The following is a 16,898-nucleotide window of genomic DNA, read 5'->3' as shown; positions in this document are numbered from 1 at the left end:
ATATAGTATGCGAAATTCACTTACGGCGGAACGGAATCATGCTACAATAAGAGTATGTTAGGAGGCATACAATGTCTAAATATACAGATTATCAATTTAAACCATTTTTACGGGATGCCATTTCCCGTCTCGGTTTTACCGAACCGACACCAATACAAAAAGAGATGATACCACTCATTCTCAAAGGGTCGAAGGCAATTGGCCAAGCACATACCGGAACAGGAAAATCGCATAGCTTCCTCATTCCGATTGTCGAGAGAATGGAGATAGATACTGATCAGCTCCAAGCTGTCATTACGGCACCTACACGTGAGCTGGCGACGCAGTTGTTCACAGAGTTGAACAAACTGACAGAAGGAACGGAAATACGGAGTGCCTTGTTGATCGGTGGAACTGACAAGCAAAGAACAATTGGGAAATTGAAGTCAGCTCCACATGTTATCGTTGGAACGCCAGGACGGATTCGGGATATGGCTGAAAACGGAGCACTAGGAGTCCACACGGCTTCCATTCTCGTAATCGATGAAGCCGATTTGGCATTTGACATGGGCTTCATTGAAGATATCGATCAGTTTGCTGCACGGATGCCAGCGAATCTGGAAATGTACGTATTTTCAGCTACAATTCCTGAAAAGCTAAAGCCATTCCTTGCGAAATATATGGATTCACCTGTCCATATTCAAATCGGCAAACGGAAACCATTAACCGAAGGCATGCATTATTCGCTCGTTCCGGTTCGTTCGATGGACCGGAAGAAAAAGCTGCTGCAAGTTTTGAACGGGATCAATCCGTATTTAGCTATTGTTTTTACGAATACAAAGCAGCATGCAGATGAGATAGCTGATTACCTCTCAGGACATGGCATCAAAGCTGGCCGTATCCATGGAGATCTTACGCCGCGTGAAAGAACGCGCATGATGAAGCAAGTGCGCGATTTGGAATTCCAGTATATAGTAGCGACCGATTTGGCGGCCAGAGGAATTGATATTCCAGGCGTCAGCCATGTCATTAACTATGAATTGCCGGAGGATCTGGAGTTTTTCATTCACCGGGTAGGCCGGACGGCGCGTGCTGGATTGGAAGGGATCGCCATTACGTTATACGAGCCTTCTGAAGATGATAAAATTGTGCAAATTGAAAAATTGGGCATTCCATTTGTCCATGAAGATATAAAGAACGGCGAATGGCAAGAAGTGAAGGAGCGCCATGCAAGAAAACGACGTGTCAAAGAAACGGACGACCTTGATCGGAAAGCTGCTTCCTATGTCAGAAAGCCGGATAAAGTGAAGCCCGGCTATAAAAAGAAAATGGCTAGAGAGATGGAGAGCTTCAAAAAGAGGGAAAGGAGATTGAAACGTAAAAAATGACACAGCAACCAATCCTGTTAGGATCCCACGTATCGATGAGCGGCAAAGAGATGCTGCTCGGTTCAAGCAAGGAAGCTGCAAGTTATGGAGCGAGCACGTTTATGATATATACAGGTGCTCCGCAAAATACGAGAAGAAAACCGATTGAGGAATTAAATATTGAGGCGGGTCAGCTCCATATGCAAGAAAACGGAATGTCGAATATCGTCGTCCACGCGCCGTATATTATCAATATTGGAAATACGACCAAGCCGGAAACTTTTCGTCTGGGAGTCGATTTCCTTCAGATGGAAATTGAGCGGACAGCGGCTCTTGGAGTCGATCAGATTGTACTTCATCCAGGTGCCCATGTAGGGGCGGGAGCAGATGCTGGAATTGCCAAGATCATTGAGGGATTGAATGAAGTATTGTCCGATGATTCAACGGTGCGAATCGCCTTGGAAACGATGGCTGGAAAAGGAAGCGAGTGCGGCAGGAATTTTGAGGAGCTCGCCCGGATTATCGACGGCGTCTCAAACAATGAGCGTCTGTCTGTCTGCTTCGACACATGCCATGTGCACGACGCGGGATACGATATCGTCCATGATTTCGATGGAGTTCTGGATGAATTCGACAGGATCATTGGTAAGGACCGGATCTCGGTTATCCATGTCAATGATAGTAAAAACGAGTGCGGCGCTATGAAGGATCGCCACGAGAACATTGGCTTCGGCCATATCGGGTTTGAGCCATTATGCTATATCGTCCATCATCCGGAGTTTCAATCGGTTCCAAAGATATTGGAAACTCCATTCATTGGGACAGATGCCAAAAACAAAAAGGCTCCATATGAAAAAGAGATTGAAATGCTCCGTACAAAAACATTCCAAAGTGAATTGCAAACAGTTTGAAGCAACTCTCGAACATAACTAAATGACCGGTTATTATTCATTAGAAAGAAGTAGAGGAGAATCCGAAAAAAGATTCTGCTCTACTCCTCTAAGCCGGTTACATCAAATCCAAATAACTTCTAAATAATTCTTCTCCTTTTTTCTCTCCGACGGCTTGCTTTACTTTCGTGATGAAGCTTTCCGGTACGCCGGAAAACAGCCAGTGAAACGAAATTTCATCCAACAAGGGCCGCAACGCTTGGATTTCCTCTGCATTCAGTGCAATGCCGTGCGTACTGGCTAATTGTTGCGCTTCTTCCACGCTGCACGTTTTCAATTGATTGATAAACTGAAGTAACTCCAAATTACACCATTCCTTCTCAATATGTTGTCAGAAGACCGAAATTCCGCTATACTACATAGGCAACAAATCGTAACGGTTACTATTCATTTGTGAATCGTTTCATGGCTGGTTCACGCGATACCGCCTGTTTTGATAGAGAGGGATTTGTCTATGAAGAATACAATTATTGAATGCAAGGATGTCAGTTTTACATACGACCATACGGAAGTCCTTGAACATATATCATTGGAAGTCAAGGAAGGGGAATTTTGGGCCTTAATTGGACCGAATGGCTCGGGAAAGTCGACGTTGATCAAGCTGATTTTAGGTTTGATAAAACCAAGCAGCGGTTCGATCAAACTGTTCGGCGAAGATATGTCATCCTTTCGTCAGCGAGAGCGGATCGGATATGTTTCCCAAAAGTCGAACGCTTTTAATTCGGGCTTTCCGGCCACAGTTTTAGAAGTGGTCCGTAGCGGTTTGACTCGAAAGACCGGCTTATTCAAACGTTTTACAAAAAGGGAAGATCAACAGGTAATGGAAGCTCTGAAAATTGTCAAGATGGATCCTTATCATTCCCGCCCGATCGGTGAGCTTTCCGGCGGCCAGCAGCAACGGGTCTTCATTGCCAGAGCGCTCGTCGGTAAACCAGATCTTCTTATTATGGATGAACCGACGGTAGGGATCGACCAGCAAAATATCGCGTCTTTCTATTCTATGCTTCAAACGCTCAACCGTGAACATGGAATCGCCATCCTTCTCGTGACACATGAGATTGATATTGTCACCGATCTGGCCTCGCATGTCGCATGCCTGAATCGGACGTTCCATTTCCATGGAGTACAGTCTGATTATCAGAAGATGGACGATAGAGACATCTCCAACTGGTATGGACATCCGGTGCGCAGAGTCCATCAAAGTGATCGGGAGGCAGAAAGATGATCGAGGCTATTTTTAATTATGAATTTCTTCAAAATGCATTTTTATCGGGCATTATCATTGGTATCATCGCACCTTTGCTCGGCTTGTTTATTGTCGTCAGACGCCTGGCGCTTATTGCGGATGCATTGAGCCACGTGGCCCTCGCCGGGATAGCGGGAAGCCTGTATTTGAGCCAGCAGGTGTTGTTCTTGTCGGCGCTGAATCCTATTTATCTTGGAATGGCGGCAGCAGTGGGCGGCTCCTTATTAATAGAGCGTCTGCGGGGGGCTTATCGTCATTTCGAGGAACTGGCCATCCCGATCATCCTGTCAGCAGGTATCGGATTTGGTGCAATCTTTATTTCCCTAGCGAAAGGGTTTGGGACGGATCTTGTCGGCTATTTGTTCGGTTCAGTCTCTGCAGTAAGCCGGCAAGACTTAGGGATTGTCGCGATAATTGCGCTTTGTGTCATCGGCTTTGTCTATTTCTTTTACAAGGAATTGTTTGCTCTGTCGTTCGACCGAGAATATGCAAAAGTTTCAGGGGTTCAAGGGAAATTGATCCAAACGGTCTTTATGATTATCGTGGCGCTTGTCATTGGGGCGTCCATGAGGATTGTCGGAATCTTGCTCGTATCCTCCTTGATGACATTGCCGGTTGCAGCAGCAATTCAATTGGCTAAGAGCTTTAAAGGGGCTATGCTCTATTCAATCGGCATAGGTGAATTGTCTGTCCTGATTGGGTTGGTTGCCGCATATTATTTGGATATCGCGCCTGGGGGTACAATCGTTATTACATCAGTCATCATTTTATTGCTCGTGTTATTCTTTAAAAAGACGTGGCGGAAAATGGTCGGAACAAAAGGGGAGGCGGATGTGGTATGACACTTGATGAAGCGTGGAGAATCTTATCCGAACATCAATTTAAACGAACAAAAAACAGGGAGACGCTGCTTGAATATTTTGCAGCACATGATAAATACATGTCAGCCATGGAAGTTCGAAATTTTATGGCTCAGGACAATCCCGGAATCAGTTATGATACAATCTACCGTAATTTGGCGACGTTTTCCGAGCTTAAGATTTTGGAAGAGACCGAACTGAATGGAGAACGGCATTTTAGAATGCAATGTGATGCAAAGAACCATCATCATCATTTCATTTGCACGGAATGCGGAAAAACGAGAAGCATATCTCATTGTCCCATGGAAATCGTAACTGACGAGTTGTCAGGCTATGAAGTGGAAGGTCATAAATTTGAAATCTACGGCAAATGTCCGATTTGCATTTCATAATGAATAAAGGGCATGAACCCTCCTAACTTTGGAGGATTCATGCCCTTTTTCTTATATTGTTTGTTCAATCGGAAAGAGGCGTTTCAGCCATTGATCCGCTTCGTTCCAGTTGGTGACCCGAATGACGCCTTCGGGTATTGGGGAGCGGTTATATGGTGTGTCAAATAAAAACACAGGGATGTTCAGCTCTTCATGAAGAGCGACCGCGTTATCATGCTTATCTTCAAAAAAACAATGGACGCCGAATTGTTTGGCGGCCTCAATCTTATGATGGCTGCCAATCAGCTCGATATGGTCATACGGAATTTCTTCACGCTGAAACCATTCTACTGTACAATCCATGACATTTTCGCCGCGCGCAGAAATATAGAACAGTTCGAATGACTCCTGCCAATCGGATAAGATTTCTTTTGCATATTGTTGAGCAGGGGAGGTTCGGTAAATATGTTCCTCCGCCTGCCGGTACCACTCGTAGAACTCGGCTTCCTCGACATCGAACGCTTTTGTCAGGTCGTACTCTTTAATTTGATCGAGCTCCAGATTGCACCCAAACCGTTCATTAATATGAGGCAGCAGCGATGTCGGGCAGGTGACCGTTCCATCGATGTCGATGCCTAGACGGAATCGCCTCATTCAACGGATCCACCTTGAAGCTGTAATTCCTCTTGGCGTTTCTTTTCAAAGTATTCCGCTGCGATTTTATCAATTTCGATTTTCAATTCTTCGACCATTGTCTCTTCCGGTACTTTACGGACTGTTTTCCCTTTCATGAACAAGAGTCCTTCGCCGCGTGCGCCTGCTATGCCGATGTCTGCCTCACGAGCTTCACCCGGTCCGTTAACGGCGCAGCCAAGCACTGCTACTTTAATTGGGGCTTTAATTGTTGAGATGTATTCTTCCACTTCATTGGCAATGGAAATCAAGTCGATTTCAATACGGCCGCATGTCGGGCAGGAAATTAAAGTTGCCGCGTTGGATGAAAGGCCGAACACTTTCAGCAATTCCCGCGCCACTTTTACTTCTTGTACTGGATCCGCACTAAGCGATACGCGCAGTGTATTCCCGATACCGGCTGAAAGCAATGTTCCAAGACCGGCAGCACTCTTAATGGAACCTGCGAACAAAGTTCCAGATTCCGTGATGCCTAAATGCAATGGATAATCAAAAGCGGCAGCGGCTTTTTTATATGCTTCCACCGCCAAATTGACATCTGACGCTTTCAGGGAAACGATAATATCATGGAAATCAAGGTCTTCTAAAATCTTGATATGGTGCAGAGCGCTTTCCACCATACCATCGGCAGTGGGATAGCCGTACTTTTTCAAAATGTGTTTTTCCAGGGAACCAGCATTGACTCCAATTCGGATCGGAATCCCTTTTTCTTTGGCAGCTTTAACGACTGCTTCCACTTTTTCCTGGCGGCCGATATTTCCTGGATTGATCCGGATTTTATCTGCCCCTTGTTCAATCGCAATCAAAGCTAATTTATAATCAAAATGGATATCTACTACTAACGGGATGTTGATACGTTTCTTAATTTCTCCGATTGCATAAGCAGCCCGTTCATCAGGACAAGCGACCCGCACAACTTGGCATCCGGCTTCCTCGAGGCGCAGGATTTCCGCGACTGTTGCATCCACATCATGTGTTTTTGTTGTCGCCATACTTTGAATGAATAGCTCGTTGCTTCCGCCGATTGTCAGATTGCCGACTTTGACGGGACGTGTTTTCGATCTGTGTATCATTTCACTCATTTATGTTCTCTCCTTAAAAACTCGTATCTACCTACCCATTTTATCAATCAACCTGATAAAAAGAAAGGAACAGTACTTGGGATTGCCTTATTCACATAGATTGACGGAATTCGTCGACACCGGCAACTTAACGGACAGTCCGCCAATCAATTCCTGGTTTTGCAAGTAAGGATTGAGGGAATAGAACACGGATAAACGCTCTACAAATGAAAGGTTTGGATCTGGATATAAGGCGAACAGTGATTCAATTGTATCCCCATCAATCGTCTTGACCTGGATGACAGCCTGCTTGTCCTCTTCACAAGGTATTTCATCTGCAAAGAAAGAAGCAAGCGGAATCGTGCCGTCCGTCAGGTCCTCTTTAAGAATGTGAAAAATAAGAAATAGGATAATGGCCGCAAATAAAGTTCTCATCATATATCCCCCCTGCGGGAAATATATGCGCGGCAGCCAGAGAATATTCACTTCCTTACTTTTGGATAGTATTTCACGGCAAGCGCAATATATAACAAGTGGACGATTGAAGCCAGGTAAAGTTCGTTAAGCTGCCATGCCGGAAATGAATCCAGCACCAGTGTCACAAGAAGCGGAACAGTAACAGAAATTGCCGCAGTCCTCCAAATATGGCGATACTCCGCTTTGCGCTGCATAAGCATGGCAATTAACAGCCCGGCTAATCCGAAAAGGCTTATTCTGACGAAAATATAAAATGTCGTAATGACAAATTGGAGGACAAATGCAATCGGATAAAGAAGCCAACCGATCGTTCGGCTGTATTCCATCAGTTCAGGTGAAGCCTCGAAAAGACTTGCATCACCGAAAATGAATCTAGTAAATGAAATTACAGTGTAAATGCCAATGAACAGAAAAACATATTGAATGACCTTGCCAATCGGCAAAAGCCTGAAAGCCGCAAGTTTTTTTGGTTCTTTTAAAGCGGCTAGAAACAGTTGATGGAATTTCAATTGTGCTCCTCCTTTATCTATAGATAGTCTACCATAAGCAAGCGGGTCAAATGATGGATAGTAAATTCGACAGATTGATGTCTTTTGTCGAACGAATTGTAAAGGCTATGTAAAGATTATGCTCGTTCTATTTACAATTCGTTAATACTATCAACATAATGGAGTCGATACATATTCAGGATGATGGAGGTTGACGTGTTAATGGAGGTAAATTGGCAAGAAATGATCTTCCAATTCGTTGGTGGACTGGGGATATTCCTTTTTGCTATTAAATATATGGGGGATGGGCTTCAAAAAGCCGCAGGGGACAGGCTTCGTTCCATTCTGGATCGCTTTACGACCAATCCTTTCATGGGTGTGCTGAGCGGAATTATCGTCACCGTTCTAATCCAATCAAGCTCGGGAACAACCGTTATTACGGTTGGGCTTGTCAGCGCCGGATTCATGACGCTGAGACAGGCGATCGGTGTCATTATGGGTGCCAACATCGGAACGACCGTGACGGCATTCATCATCGGTCTGGATGTTGGGGCATATGCGCTTCCGATTATGGCATTCGGTGCATTTCTCATTTTCTTCATTAAGAAAAGTTCGGTTAAAAGCTTAGGGGAAGTCATCTTCGGTTTTGGCGGACTCTTTTTAGGCTTGGAACTAATGAGTAATGGTATGAAGCCGCTCCGCTCATTGGAGGCATTTACGGATATTACGTTATCCATGAGTGATCATCCATTGCTAGGTGTCGTTGCTGGAACAGTTTTTACACTCGTCGTCCAAAGTTCAAGTGCGACTGTCGGTATTCTTCAAGGATTATATGCGGAGAATTTGGTTGATTTAAGAGGGGCGTTGCCTATTTTATTCGGTGATAACATCGGTACAACCATTACAGCCATTCTTGCAGCCCTTGGTGCGTCTGTTGCGGCACGGCGCGCAGCGGCCACTCATGTCCTTTTCAATGTCGTCGGAACGATTGTTTTCATGATTTTACTGTATCCATTCACGATGTATGTCGAGTGGATTAGCGGTGTATTGAATTTGGAAAGCAAAATGCAAATCGCATTTGCACATGGTTCTTTTAACGTTGCCAATACGGTTCTCCAGTTTCCTTTGATCGGCGCTTGGGCTTATTTCGTCACAAAGCTTATCCCAGGAAAAGATGTTACGATCGAATATAAGCCGAAACACTTGGATCCGAATTTCATTACGCAATCTCCCGCTGTCGCAATCGGACAAGCGAAGGAAGAAATTATTCGCATGGGCGATTTTGCAGTACAGGGCTTGGGAGAGACGTTTGAATATTTGAAGACAAGCAATAAAAAGCACGCCGAAACCGCATATCAGATTGAAGATGCGATCAACAATCTGGACAGAAAGATCACTGACTATCTAGTGGAGATTTCAGCGGTTAATATTTCACCTATTGAGTCTGCACGGCATGTCATGCTGATGGATACGGTACGTGATATTGAACGGATCGGAGACCACTTCGAAAATATTATTGAACTGATCGATTTCAGGGAAATGAATCGCGTCAAACTGACAGAGGATGCTTTGGAGGATTTGACAGAGATGTTCACTTTGACAATTGAAACAGTAGGCAAAGCCGTAAAGTCACTCGACTTGAATGACACGGAGCTTGCTCGGGCAGTGGCAGAGCAAGAGGATTTGATCGATAAGATGGAAAGAAAGTTCCGCAAAAACCATATCGTCCGTTTGAACGGGGGTCATTGCTCTGCACAGGCAGGTATCGTTTTTGTTGATATCGTATCCAACTTGGAGCGGATTGGCGATCATGCGGTGAATATAGCGGAAGCTGTACTAGGCAAGCGGGCATAAAAAAGGAGCGATTTGTATGGAATGGATCGGCTGGATTGTCGCGATCATCTTTTTTCTAGTGGCGTTCGCCGGATTGATCTATCCGATCATTCCGTCTGTTGTCTTCATAGTGGGTGGATTTCTGCTGTATGGCTGGATTGTTTCCTTTGAAGAAATGAATTGGCTGTTCTGGGTCATCCAAATCCTCTTTGTTGTCCTTCTTTTCTCTGCGGACACATTGGCCAATCTGGTCGGTGTCAAGAGGTTTGGAGGATCCAAAGCTGGTATGTGGGGAAGTACAATCGGGCTGCTTGCCGGTCCGTTTGTCATTCCGGTTGCAGGGATCTTGCTCGGTCCGTTTATCGGAGCTGTCCTAGCGGAGTTAATAGTATCGCGTTCCGGATTAAAGCAATCGCTTATGACGGGTATCGGTTCACTTGTCGGTTTCTTGACTTCTGTTCTAGCAAAAGGTGGTATCATGATTGTGATGATTGCCATATTTATTCTATTCGTTGCCAAATAGTTCATTTCAATTGATTGGATTTCTTAATTTTGATACTGTTAAATACGTAGGATAATTATTGAATCTATTGAGGAGGAATGGACAAATGGCTTACCAATTACCAGAACTGCCATACGCATACGATGCGTTGGAACCACACATCGACAAAGAAACGATGAACATCCACCACACAAAACACCATAATACGTACATTACGAATGTGAATAAGGCATTGGAAGGACATGACGATTTGGCTTCCAAATCAGTTGAAGAGCTAATTTCCGATATGGATGCAATTCCTGAGGATATTCGCACTGCAGTCCGCAACAATGGCGGCGGTCATGCAAACCATTCTCTTTTCTGGCAAATCCTTTCGCCAAACGGCGGCGGTCAACCAACTGGAGCGCTAGCAGAAGCAATCGATAAGAAATTCGGCAGCTTTGACGCGTTCAAAGAAGAATTTGCAAAAGCAGCTACTACACGCTTTGGTTCAGGATGGGCATGGCTTGTACTTAACAATGGCGAGCTTGAAGTCGTTTCGACTCCAAACCAAGACAATCCATTAATGGAAGGCAAGACGCCTCTACTAGGCTTGGACGTTTGGGAGCATGCATACTACCTAAACTACCAAAACAGACGTCCGGACTATATCTCGGCGTTCTGGAACGTTGTCAACTGGGATGAAGTTGCGAAGCGTTTCGAAAAGTAATAGATTATAGCAACCTGGCATACATCTTGTTCGTCAAGATGTATGCTTTTTTCTTTTTGAATGATATAATGCAATAGGTTTTAATGAAAAGAACGATTGGGGGGAGACTGGTGAAAAAGCCGATGCGCAAAACGGATCAGGCGAAAATACGGCAGCGCAAGCATATCGCGTTCAGAATGAACTTCTTGTTTTTTTCTATTTTCATTCTGTTTTCTTTACTCATTCTCCGTCTCGGATATTTACAAATTGTCAAAGGCGAGGATTATAAACGGTTGCTCGAACGGACGGAAGATATTGCGGTCAATACAAGTGTGCCGCGTGGCCGGATTTACGATAGGACAGGCAAGGTGCTCGTTGATAATGAACCGAAAAATGCCATTACATATACGAAGACGACGTCCACCACTTCGGCAGAAATACTTGAGATCGCCAAAAAACTTGCCGAGCTGATTGAGCAGGATACGAAGCGAGTCACCATCGGGGATAAGCGGGATTATTGGATTCTGCTCCATCCCGAAGAAGCGGCTGCGAAAGTGCCCGCCAAAGAAATAGCTAAAATTCGTAAAAAGAATGAACAAATGACGGATAAAGAGATTCAGAAAATCGTTAACCAATTGACACGCGATCGAATTACCGATGACGAATTGGATTCCTTCTCGAAAGAGGAACTGGAAGTGCTGGCTATCTATCGAGAAATGATGTCGGGTTACGCATACTCACCACAAATCATCAAAAGCGGCAACGTGACGGAACGAGAATTTGCATCGGTTTCTGAAAGGCTTAGTGAACTGCCTGGCGTCAATACGACGACCGATTGGGAGCGTGTGCGACTATCCGATAATACGATTATTGGGTCGACCACTACACCGATCCGGGGGATTCCTCGAAACCGCCTGGACTATTTCCTGGCGAGGGATTACTCACGGAATGATCGGGTTGGAGTCAGTTATTTAGAGCAGTATTACGAAGAGCTGCTGAAAGGCCAAAAGACGATTGTAAAAAACGTCAAGGACCGGACAGGCCGTGTGGTTGAAACGAAGACAGTACGAGAAGGAGAGCCCGGCAAAGATCTTGTCCTTGCCATGGACAGTGAATTACAAGAAGCACTCGAACAGCTTGTCTCCGACAAATTGTTGAATTTGAAAAAAATGAGTTCATCTGGCTTGCTGGATCGTGCGTTCGTCGTCATGATGGATCCGAATAACGGGGAAGTGCTTGCGCTTGTTGGCAAGCAATTAGTGCAAGATGAACAAACCGGTAAATGGGAAGTCCGGGACTATGCATTTGGAACATTCACATCTGCTTACGAGGTCGGTTCCACTGTCAAGCTGGCTACCGTTCTGACAGGATATAGCCATAACGTACTTAAAATTGGCGAAGTCAAAATAGACGAACCTATCTATATTGGCTCTCAGGTAAAACGCTCCCTGTTCAACCAAAACGGCAGAGTGGCCATCAATGACATCGAAGCACTCGGAAAGTCTTCCAACGTGTACATGTTTAAAATTGCCATGGCTCTTGGGGATGCGGTCTACCGTCCGCATAAAGGGCTTCCGATTAACATAGAAGGATTCGATCGGCTTCGCCAGTCGTATGCTTCGTTCGGGCTTGGCGTGAAAACAGGCGTCGACTTGCCAGGTGAATATGCAGGTTTTACAGGCACAGAGACCATTTCGGGTAAATTGCTCGACTTTGCAATCGGCCAGTTCGATACATATACGCCTTTGCAATTAGCCCAATATGTATCCACGGTCGCCAATGGGGGATACCGCGTTGCACCAAAAGTGTTGAAAGAGGTACGTGAGCCGTCTCCAGATGGAGAAACTTTTGGTCCATTAATTCAAGAATCCGGAACAACTGTCCTCAACAGAATTCCGAATACAGACGCAGAGATTGAACAAGTGAAAAAAGGAATGCAATATACGTATAGCCCTCGGGGAACTGCGCCTAATTTATTTGCGGGTGCGGACTACACAGTGGCAGGGAAGACGGGGACAGCTCAGTCTGCTTACTATGATGGCACGGACCGCAGTAAATATGGAACAAAGACTGTCAACTTGACCCATATTGGCTATGCGCCAGTCGAAGCGCCGGAAGTCGCTTTTTCAGTGGTCATTCCAAATATCTCAACAAATCGAAGCAAATATCCTCATACAAGCAATGAAATCGCACGGGAAGCACTGGATATTTATTTCGATCTTAAGAAGAAGAGAATGACGGAAGAGCTGCCTGTCACTTCGGATTTAAAGATTGACCGCCAAAAAGAAAAAAAGGAAGAAGATAATAAAAGCGTCGAACGATAAAATCGTCCGACGCTTTTTCTTATTTTGCCTTCGTGATGATGGAAGCGAGGGTCTTGAGGTCCATCGTAGAATCGACCTCATATTCGCCAACCTGGATCCGGCCGGATAACCCTTTTTCTTGCAGGTAGCGATCAAATTCCGCGGCACTTTCAATAATGCCAGCCCGTTCCAAGCGCGATGAAATCTTAGTGGAAACAGCTCCCGGCTCGATGGTAAGAATGGTTTTGGTCACTTGGCCATCTGAAGGGGTGGTTGCCTCCTCCTTAGCGGCAGTATCCTTATGCGCATTTGCCTGCTGGTCGACTGACGAAGTTCTCTGTGCGATCGCAAGCTCCCTTTTTACCGCTTCCAGTTCCTGTTCAAGGGCTTTTATTTTACCCGCCTCATTGGTTTGCGGGCTGTTTGCGGCGGAGGGTCCAACGAAATAGAGGATACCGCCTGCCAGGAGGCAGCCGATGCCTGCCGATCTTAAAATATCCCGCAGCATTTATCTAACCCCTCTCATGCGCAGCACTTCGACTACTTCCTCAGTTGTCAGGGAAGAGCGTTTTGAAATGTCAGCAATTGAATATCCCTGAGAGTGGAGTGATAGGATTTGATTGACAATGATTTCATGAACGGGTTTTGAACTGGTTTTTGTTTTGGGCCCAATGCCTGGAGTGACGTGTGTGACGCCACCGATCATCATTTCCTCTTCAACTGCTTTCAGCCTTTTTTTCAGCTGATTTGTTTCCTGATGCAAACTGATGGAGATGTTTTCAATATCCTCTGCATGTCTCTGGGAGGAGCGTCCAAAAAAGAAGGAAAGCAAAACACATATGATGCCTACGATCAACAAAAGCAATATTAGGTTGTCCACTAGTATTCCTCCGGTAAAATAAACCTTTTCCACCATAGTACCACAACCAAAGGGCTAAGGAAATTTCAAACTTTCCTCTGGACAAATACAGCAAATATGTTACAATTGAAAAGTCGTATAAATCATGCTCATAAAAGATTAAATGTATATTGCAATGAGTGGGAGGGACAACAATGCGCGTAAATATTACACTTGCTTGCACTGAATGTGGAGAGCGTAATTATATTTCGAAGAAAAACAAGCGTAACAATCCGGAACGCCTTGAAATGAAAAAATATTGCTCACGTGACAAGAAACAAACTTTGCACCGTGAAACGAAATAATGCTCATGCCAAAACCTTCACGGGTTTTGGTTTTTTATTTCGAAATGGGGGAATAAGATAATGGGTAAATCGGTTGCTCGAAAAGAGATCATGACCCTATTAAAAGAGATGGAGCGGACAGTGTACGAGAAAAAGTCCTCTGCCATTTGCAAAAGGTTCATTGAATCGGAGTTTTTTGCACGTGCCCATACGATTGGTGTGACACTTTCGCGTTTTCCGGAAGTGGATACGAGACCTATCATAGAAGAAGGATGGCGCTTAGGGAAACGAATTGTTGTGCCAAGATGCTTGCCGTCTACAAGAGAGATGGACTTCAGGGAAATTACATCATTTGATTGTTTAGAAACGGTTTACATGAATTTGAAGGAACCGATCGTCGAGCAGACAATTGCCGTCGATCGTTCGAATATAGATCTCCAAATTGTGCCGGGTGTCGTATTCTCAGACCAGGGATACCGAATCGGTTTTGGCGGCGGTTACTATGACCGCTATTTGCAGGAGTTTACAGGAGATCTTGTTTCATTGGCTTTCGCATGCCAGACAGGAAAGCGCATTCCGGTGGAACCTCACGACATTCCTGTCGATACCATTATTACCGAAGAAGGCATTATCAGTTGTGTGAGGTCGTGAATGAATATGAAAAGCTATTATGACGTATTACAATTTCTGAAACGATTCGGCACGTTCATCTATACAGGAGATTCGCAGTCTGACCTGGAAATGATGATGGCCGAACTGAAAGAACTACATGATAACGGACTTATTATGAAGGAAGATTACTTGAAAGCTATACTCATTTTACGGGCTGAATTACGGGACAAATGATATATTTCCGTAAAACTTTTGGAAGTTTCTTGTTCAAAACTGAAACTTTTTGACATGTATTCCGTCTATATAGACAGTGCTAGTACAAATGGTTGGATGAGTACATTAGATTTTACAAGGCTAGAAAGGAAGAGAAAGAATGAAAAAAGCAACCTGGCCCAAACATTCCGTACTCCTTATTGCTATCGTTGCAACGTGGATTACAACCTATATTGGTTACCATACAAGCTTTAATATGTCGATTGACAATGTTATGCAAGAGTTCATACTTTTCATGAACCCGCTCAGTTTCCTATTATTCATTTACGGAATTGCGCTTTTCATGAAAAGCAGGAAGCGCCGGAACATCTACATTTTTTCGGTCAGCTTGATCACCTCGATCCTCATGTTCGCTAATGCTGTTTTTTATCGTTTCTTTAGTGATTTCATAACATTGCCATTATTGTTTCAAACGAGCAACTTCGGTGATTTGTCTTCCTCCGTTACAGCAAATCTTCATTGGACGGATATCTTTTTCTTTAGTGATGTGATCATCGTCCTCTTGGCTATTAAGTTTTTGAAGGTGCGGGACACAGTATCCCTGTCCTCTGGACGCAAAATTGGCCGGAAATTGTATTTTGTTGTAGCCGCTACCGTGCTGATGGTTAACCTGGGCCTATCCGAAGCACAACGGCCCCAGTTATTGACAAGAAGCTTTGACCGTGAATTGCTGGTGAAAAATATTGGTACGTATAACTATCATCTTTATGATTTGTTTATTCAATCCAAAACACACGCGGAACGCGCTTTAGCGGATGGCAGTGAACTGACAGAAGTCGCTAACTATATTAATGCCAATTATGCAGAACCGAACCCTGAAATGTTCGGCGTTGCAAAAGGGCGCAATGTCATTATCGTTTCGCTCGAATCCTTGCAGAACTTTGTTATTAACAATGAAATGAACGGGCATGTCGTAACACCTTTCCTTAATGAATTGACGAACGATCAGGATACATTCTATTTTGACAACTTCTACCACCAAACTGGTCTTGGGAAAACTTCAGACTCCGAGTTTATTGTCGAGAATTCCCTTTATGGCCGGAATGGCGGAGCCGTTTTCTTTACGAACAGCGGTAACACATTTAACTCATTATCCGAAAGACTTGGGCAAAATGGTTATTTCACGAGTGTCATGCATGCGAACAACCGCAGTTTCTGGAACCGTGATATTATGTACCAGGCCTTAGGTATCCAAAAATTCTATGACGTTGAAAGTTATGAGATCGGGGAAGGTCAAGCGGTTAACTGGGGTATGAAAGATATCCCGTTCTTCGATCAATCGGTTGAAATTATGAAAGATATGCCGCAGCCTTTCGCAACGAGAATGATTACATTGACGAACCACCATCCGTTTGATTTGGATGAAGAGGATATGCTGATTCCGGCATACGATTCCAATTCAAACACATTAAACAAGTACTTCCAATCGGTTCGTTACATGGATGAAGCAGTGAAGACGTTCTTCGATGATTTGAAGGAGAACGGACTTTATGATAACTCGATTATTATCATGTATGGTGACCACTATGGTATTTCAGAAAACCATAATAAAGCGATGGGTATGTACTTGGACAAAGAGATTACACCATTTGACAACGCTGAATTGCAAAAAGTGCCGATGTTCATCCATATTCCTGGCTATGGTAAAGGAAAAGTCATGGATGAGCTGTCGGGTCAATTGGATTTACGGCCAACCATTCTGCATCTGCTTGGCATTGATACAAAAGAAGATATGCAAATGGGAGCAGACGTTTTCTCGAAAGACCATGAACCGTTCGTCATTTTCCGTGATGGCCGTTTTGTAACAGACGATGCGATTTATGCACATGAAGTTTGTTACGATGTCAAGACTGGAGAACCGACGGATGAATCGGTATGTGAGCCATATGTCAAGCGGGCTACGACTGAACTGGGGTATTCCGACTTGATCATTAATGGAGACTTGCTGCGCTTTACAGAAGATGGCCAAGAGAAGAAGCGGTTGAACGATAAGTAAGTATTGTCTACGATCTG

The 16,898-nt window shown here is 44.4% G+C and carries 20 protein-coding genes; 13 read left to right on the top strand and 7 right to left on the bottom strand.

The annotated features are described in order from the left end of the window. The first annotated feature begins 71 nt into the window (after positions 1-71). A complete protein-coding gene (locus L7D49_RS14320) occupies positions 72-1,367 on the top strand; it encodes a DEAD/DEAH box helicase (protein WP_238081993.1) in 1,296 nt (431 codons plus the stop codon). 11 nt (positions 1,368-1,378) lie between these two features. Beyond that, the gene (locus L7D49_RS14315; protein WP_238082776.1) at positions 1,379-2,257 is read left to right on the top strand and encodes a deoxyribonuclease IV; all 879 of its coding nucleotides are present in this window, start codon (positions 1,379-1,381) and stop codon (positions 2,255-2,257) included. 97 nt (positions 2,258-2,354) lie between these two features. Here the strand turns inward: L7D49_RS14315 and L7D49_RS14310 are convergent, their stop codons facing one another. Then, positions 2,355-2,600, bottom strand: coding sequence for a hypothetical protein (locus L7D49_RS14310; protein ID WP_238081991.1), 246 nt, complete (start codon positions 2,598-2,600; stop codon positions 2,355-2,357). Between the two features lie 150 nt (positions 2,601-2,750). Here L7D49_RS14310 and L7D49_RS14305 point away from each other — a divergent pair, with 150 nt between their 5' ends. Genes L7D49_RS14305 through L7D49_RS14295 form a run of 3 tightly spaced genes read left to right on the top strand, consistent with a single transcriptional unit; the run spans position 2,751 to position 4,794 of the window. Further along, complete coding sequence (locus L7D49_RS14305; RefSeq protein WP_238081990.1) at positions 2,751-3,521, top strand: metal ABC transporter ATP-binding protein; 771 nt, start codon at positions 2,751-2,753, stop codon at positions 3,519-3,521. Next, positions 3,518-4,384 (top strand): metal ABC transporter permease, encoded by an 867-nt coding sequence (locus L7D49_RS14300; protein ID WP_238081989.1) that lies wholly within the window; start codon positions 3,518-3,520, stop codon positions 4,382-4,384. The genes L7D49_RS14305 and L7D49_RS14300 overlap by 4 nt, the downstream gene beginning before the upstream one ends. Then, the gene (locus tag L7D49_RS14295; protein ID WP_238081987.1) at positions 4,381-4,794 is read left to right on the top strand and encodes a Fur family transcriptional regulator; all 414 of its coding nucleotides are present in this window, start codon (positions 4,381-4,383) and stop codon (positions 4,792-4,794) included. The genes L7D49_RS14300 and L7D49_RS14295 overlap by 4 nt, the downstream gene beginning before the upstream one ends. A gap of 51 nt (positions 4,795-4,845) precedes the next feature. On the opposite strand, the gene L7D49_RS14290 is transcribed toward L7D49_RS14295, so the two are convergent. The 4 genes from L7D49_RS14290 to L7D49_RS14275 all read right to left on the bottom strand — a co-directional run bounded on the left by L7D49_RS14290 (position 4,846) and on the right by L7D49_RS14275 (position 7,513). Then, positions 4,846-5,427, bottom strand: a complete 582-nt coding sequence (locus L7D49_RS14290) for a 5' nucleotidase, NT5C type (protein ID WP_238081986.1) — start codon at positions 5,425-5,427, stop codon at positions 4,846-4,848. Continuing rightward, a complete protein-coding gene (gene ispG, locus L7D49_RS14285; RefSeq protein ID WP_238082774.1) occupies positions 5,424-6,539 on the bottom strand; it encodes a flavodoxin-dependent (E)-4-hydroxy-3-methylbut-2-enyl-diphosphate synthase in 1,116 nt (371 codons plus the stop codon). Before ispG ends, L7D49_RS14290 begins: the two co-directional genes overlap by 4 nt. A gap of 96 nt (positions 6,540-6,635) precedes the next feature. Then, positions 6,636-6,962 carry a hypothetical protein gene (locus L7D49_RS14280; protein WP_238081984.1) on the bottom strand — a complete coding sequence of 109 codons (327 nt, stop codon included), beginning with the start codon at positions 6,960-6,962 and terminating at the stop codon, positions 6,636-6,638. A 47-nt stretch (positions 6,963-7,009) separates the two neighbouring features. Next, a complete protein-coding gene (locus tag L7D49_RS14275; protein WP_238081982.1) occupies positions 7,010-7,513 on the bottom strand; it encodes a DUF1189 family protein in 504 nt (167 codons plus the stop codon). Between the two features lie 201 nt (positions 7,514-7,714). On the opposite strand from L7D49_RS14275, the gene L7D49_RS14270 reads away from it, so the two are divergent. From L7D49_RS14270 to L7D49_RS14255, 4 genes are all read left to right on the top strand, one after another. Then, positions 7,715-9,346, top strand: coding sequence for a Na/Pi cotransporter family protein (locus L7D49_RS14270; RefSeq protein ID WP_238081980.1), 1,632 nt, complete (start codon positions 7,715-7,717; stop codon positions 9,344-9,346). Positions 9,347-9,362: 16 nt separating this feature from the next. Continuing rightward, the gene (locus L7D49_RS14265) at positions 9,363-9,848 is read left to right on the top strand and encodes a DUF456 domain-containing protein (protein WP_238081978.1); all 486 of its coding nucleotides are present in this window, start codon (positions 9,363-9,365) and stop codon (positions 9,846-9,848) included. Between the two features lie 85 nt (positions 9,849-9,933). Beyond that, positions 9,934-10,536 carry a superoxide dismutase gene (gene sodA, locus L7D49_RS14260; protein WP_238081975.1) on the top strand — a complete coding sequence of 201 codons (603 nt, stop codon included), beginning with the start codon at positions 9,934-9,936 and terminating at the stop codon, positions 10,534-10,536. Positions 10,537-10,658: 122 nt separating this feature from the next. After that, positions 10,659-12,839, top strand: a complete 2,181-nt coding sequence (locus tag L7D49_RS14255; RefSeq protein WP_269136020.1) for a peptidoglycan D,D-transpeptidase FtsI family protein — start codon at positions 10,659-10,661, stop codon at positions 12,837-12,839. A 19-nt stretch (positions 12,840-12,858) separates the two neighbouring features. Here L7D49_RS14255 and L7D49_RS14250 read toward each other — a convergent pair whose 3' ends face one another. Together L7D49_RS14250 and L7D49_RS14245 are read right to left on the bottom strand one after the other, a co-directional pair. Beyond that, a complete protein-coding gene (locus L7D49_RS14250) occupies positions 12,859-13,326 on the bottom strand; it encodes a hypothetical protein (protein ID WP_238081971.1) in 468 nt (155 codons plus the stop codon). Next, complete coding sequence (locus tag L7D49_RS14245) at positions 13,327-13,698, bottom strand: hypothetical protein (RefSeq protein WP_238081970.1); 372 nt, start codon at positions 13,696-13,698, stop codon at positions 13,327-13,329. 173 nt (positions 13,699-13,871) lie between these two features. On the opposite strand from L7D49_RS14245, the gene rpmG reads away from it, so the two are divergent. The 4 genes from rpmG (at position 13,872) to L7D49_RS14225 (ending at position 16,881) form a co-directional block, all read left to right on the top strand. Further along, entirely contained in the window at positions 13,872-14,021 is a 150-nt protein-coding gene (gene rpmG / locus L7D49_RS14240; RefSeq protein ID WP_041075181.1) for a 50S ribosomal protein L33, read from the top strand. A 60-nt stretch (positions 14,022-14,081) separates the two neighbouring features. After that, positions 14,082-14,651, top strand: a complete 570-nt coding sequence (locus L7D49_RS14235) for a 5-formyltetrahydrofolate cyclo-ligase (RefSeq protein WP_238081968.1) — start codon at positions 14,082-14,084, stop codon at positions 14,649-14,651. Next, positions 14,652-14,846: a YqgQ family protein gene (locus tag L7D49_RS14230; RefSeq protein WP_418895884.1), complete on the top strand. Its 195-nt coding sequence runs from the start codon at positions 14,652-14,654 to the stop codon at positions 14,844-14,846. Between the two features lie 139 nt (positions 14,847-14,985). Beyond that, on the top strand, positions 14,986-16,881 hold the full coding sequence (locus L7D49_RS14225) for an LTA synthase family protein (protein ID WP_238081966.1): 1,896 nt from the start codon (positions 14,986-14,988) through the stop codon (positions 16,879-16,881). Positions 16,882-16,898: the final 17 nt, after the last annotated feature.

The sequence above is a fragment of the Sporosarcina cyprini genome, assembly GCF_022048975.1.
In the GTDB taxonomy this organism is placed as follows: domain Bacteria; phylum Bacillota; class Bacilli; order Bacillales_A; family Planococcaceae; genus Sporosarcina; species Sporosarcina cyprini.
The sequence above is the reverse complement of the archived record's forward strand: the minus strand, read 5'-3'. Positions and strand labels throughout refer to the sequence as shown.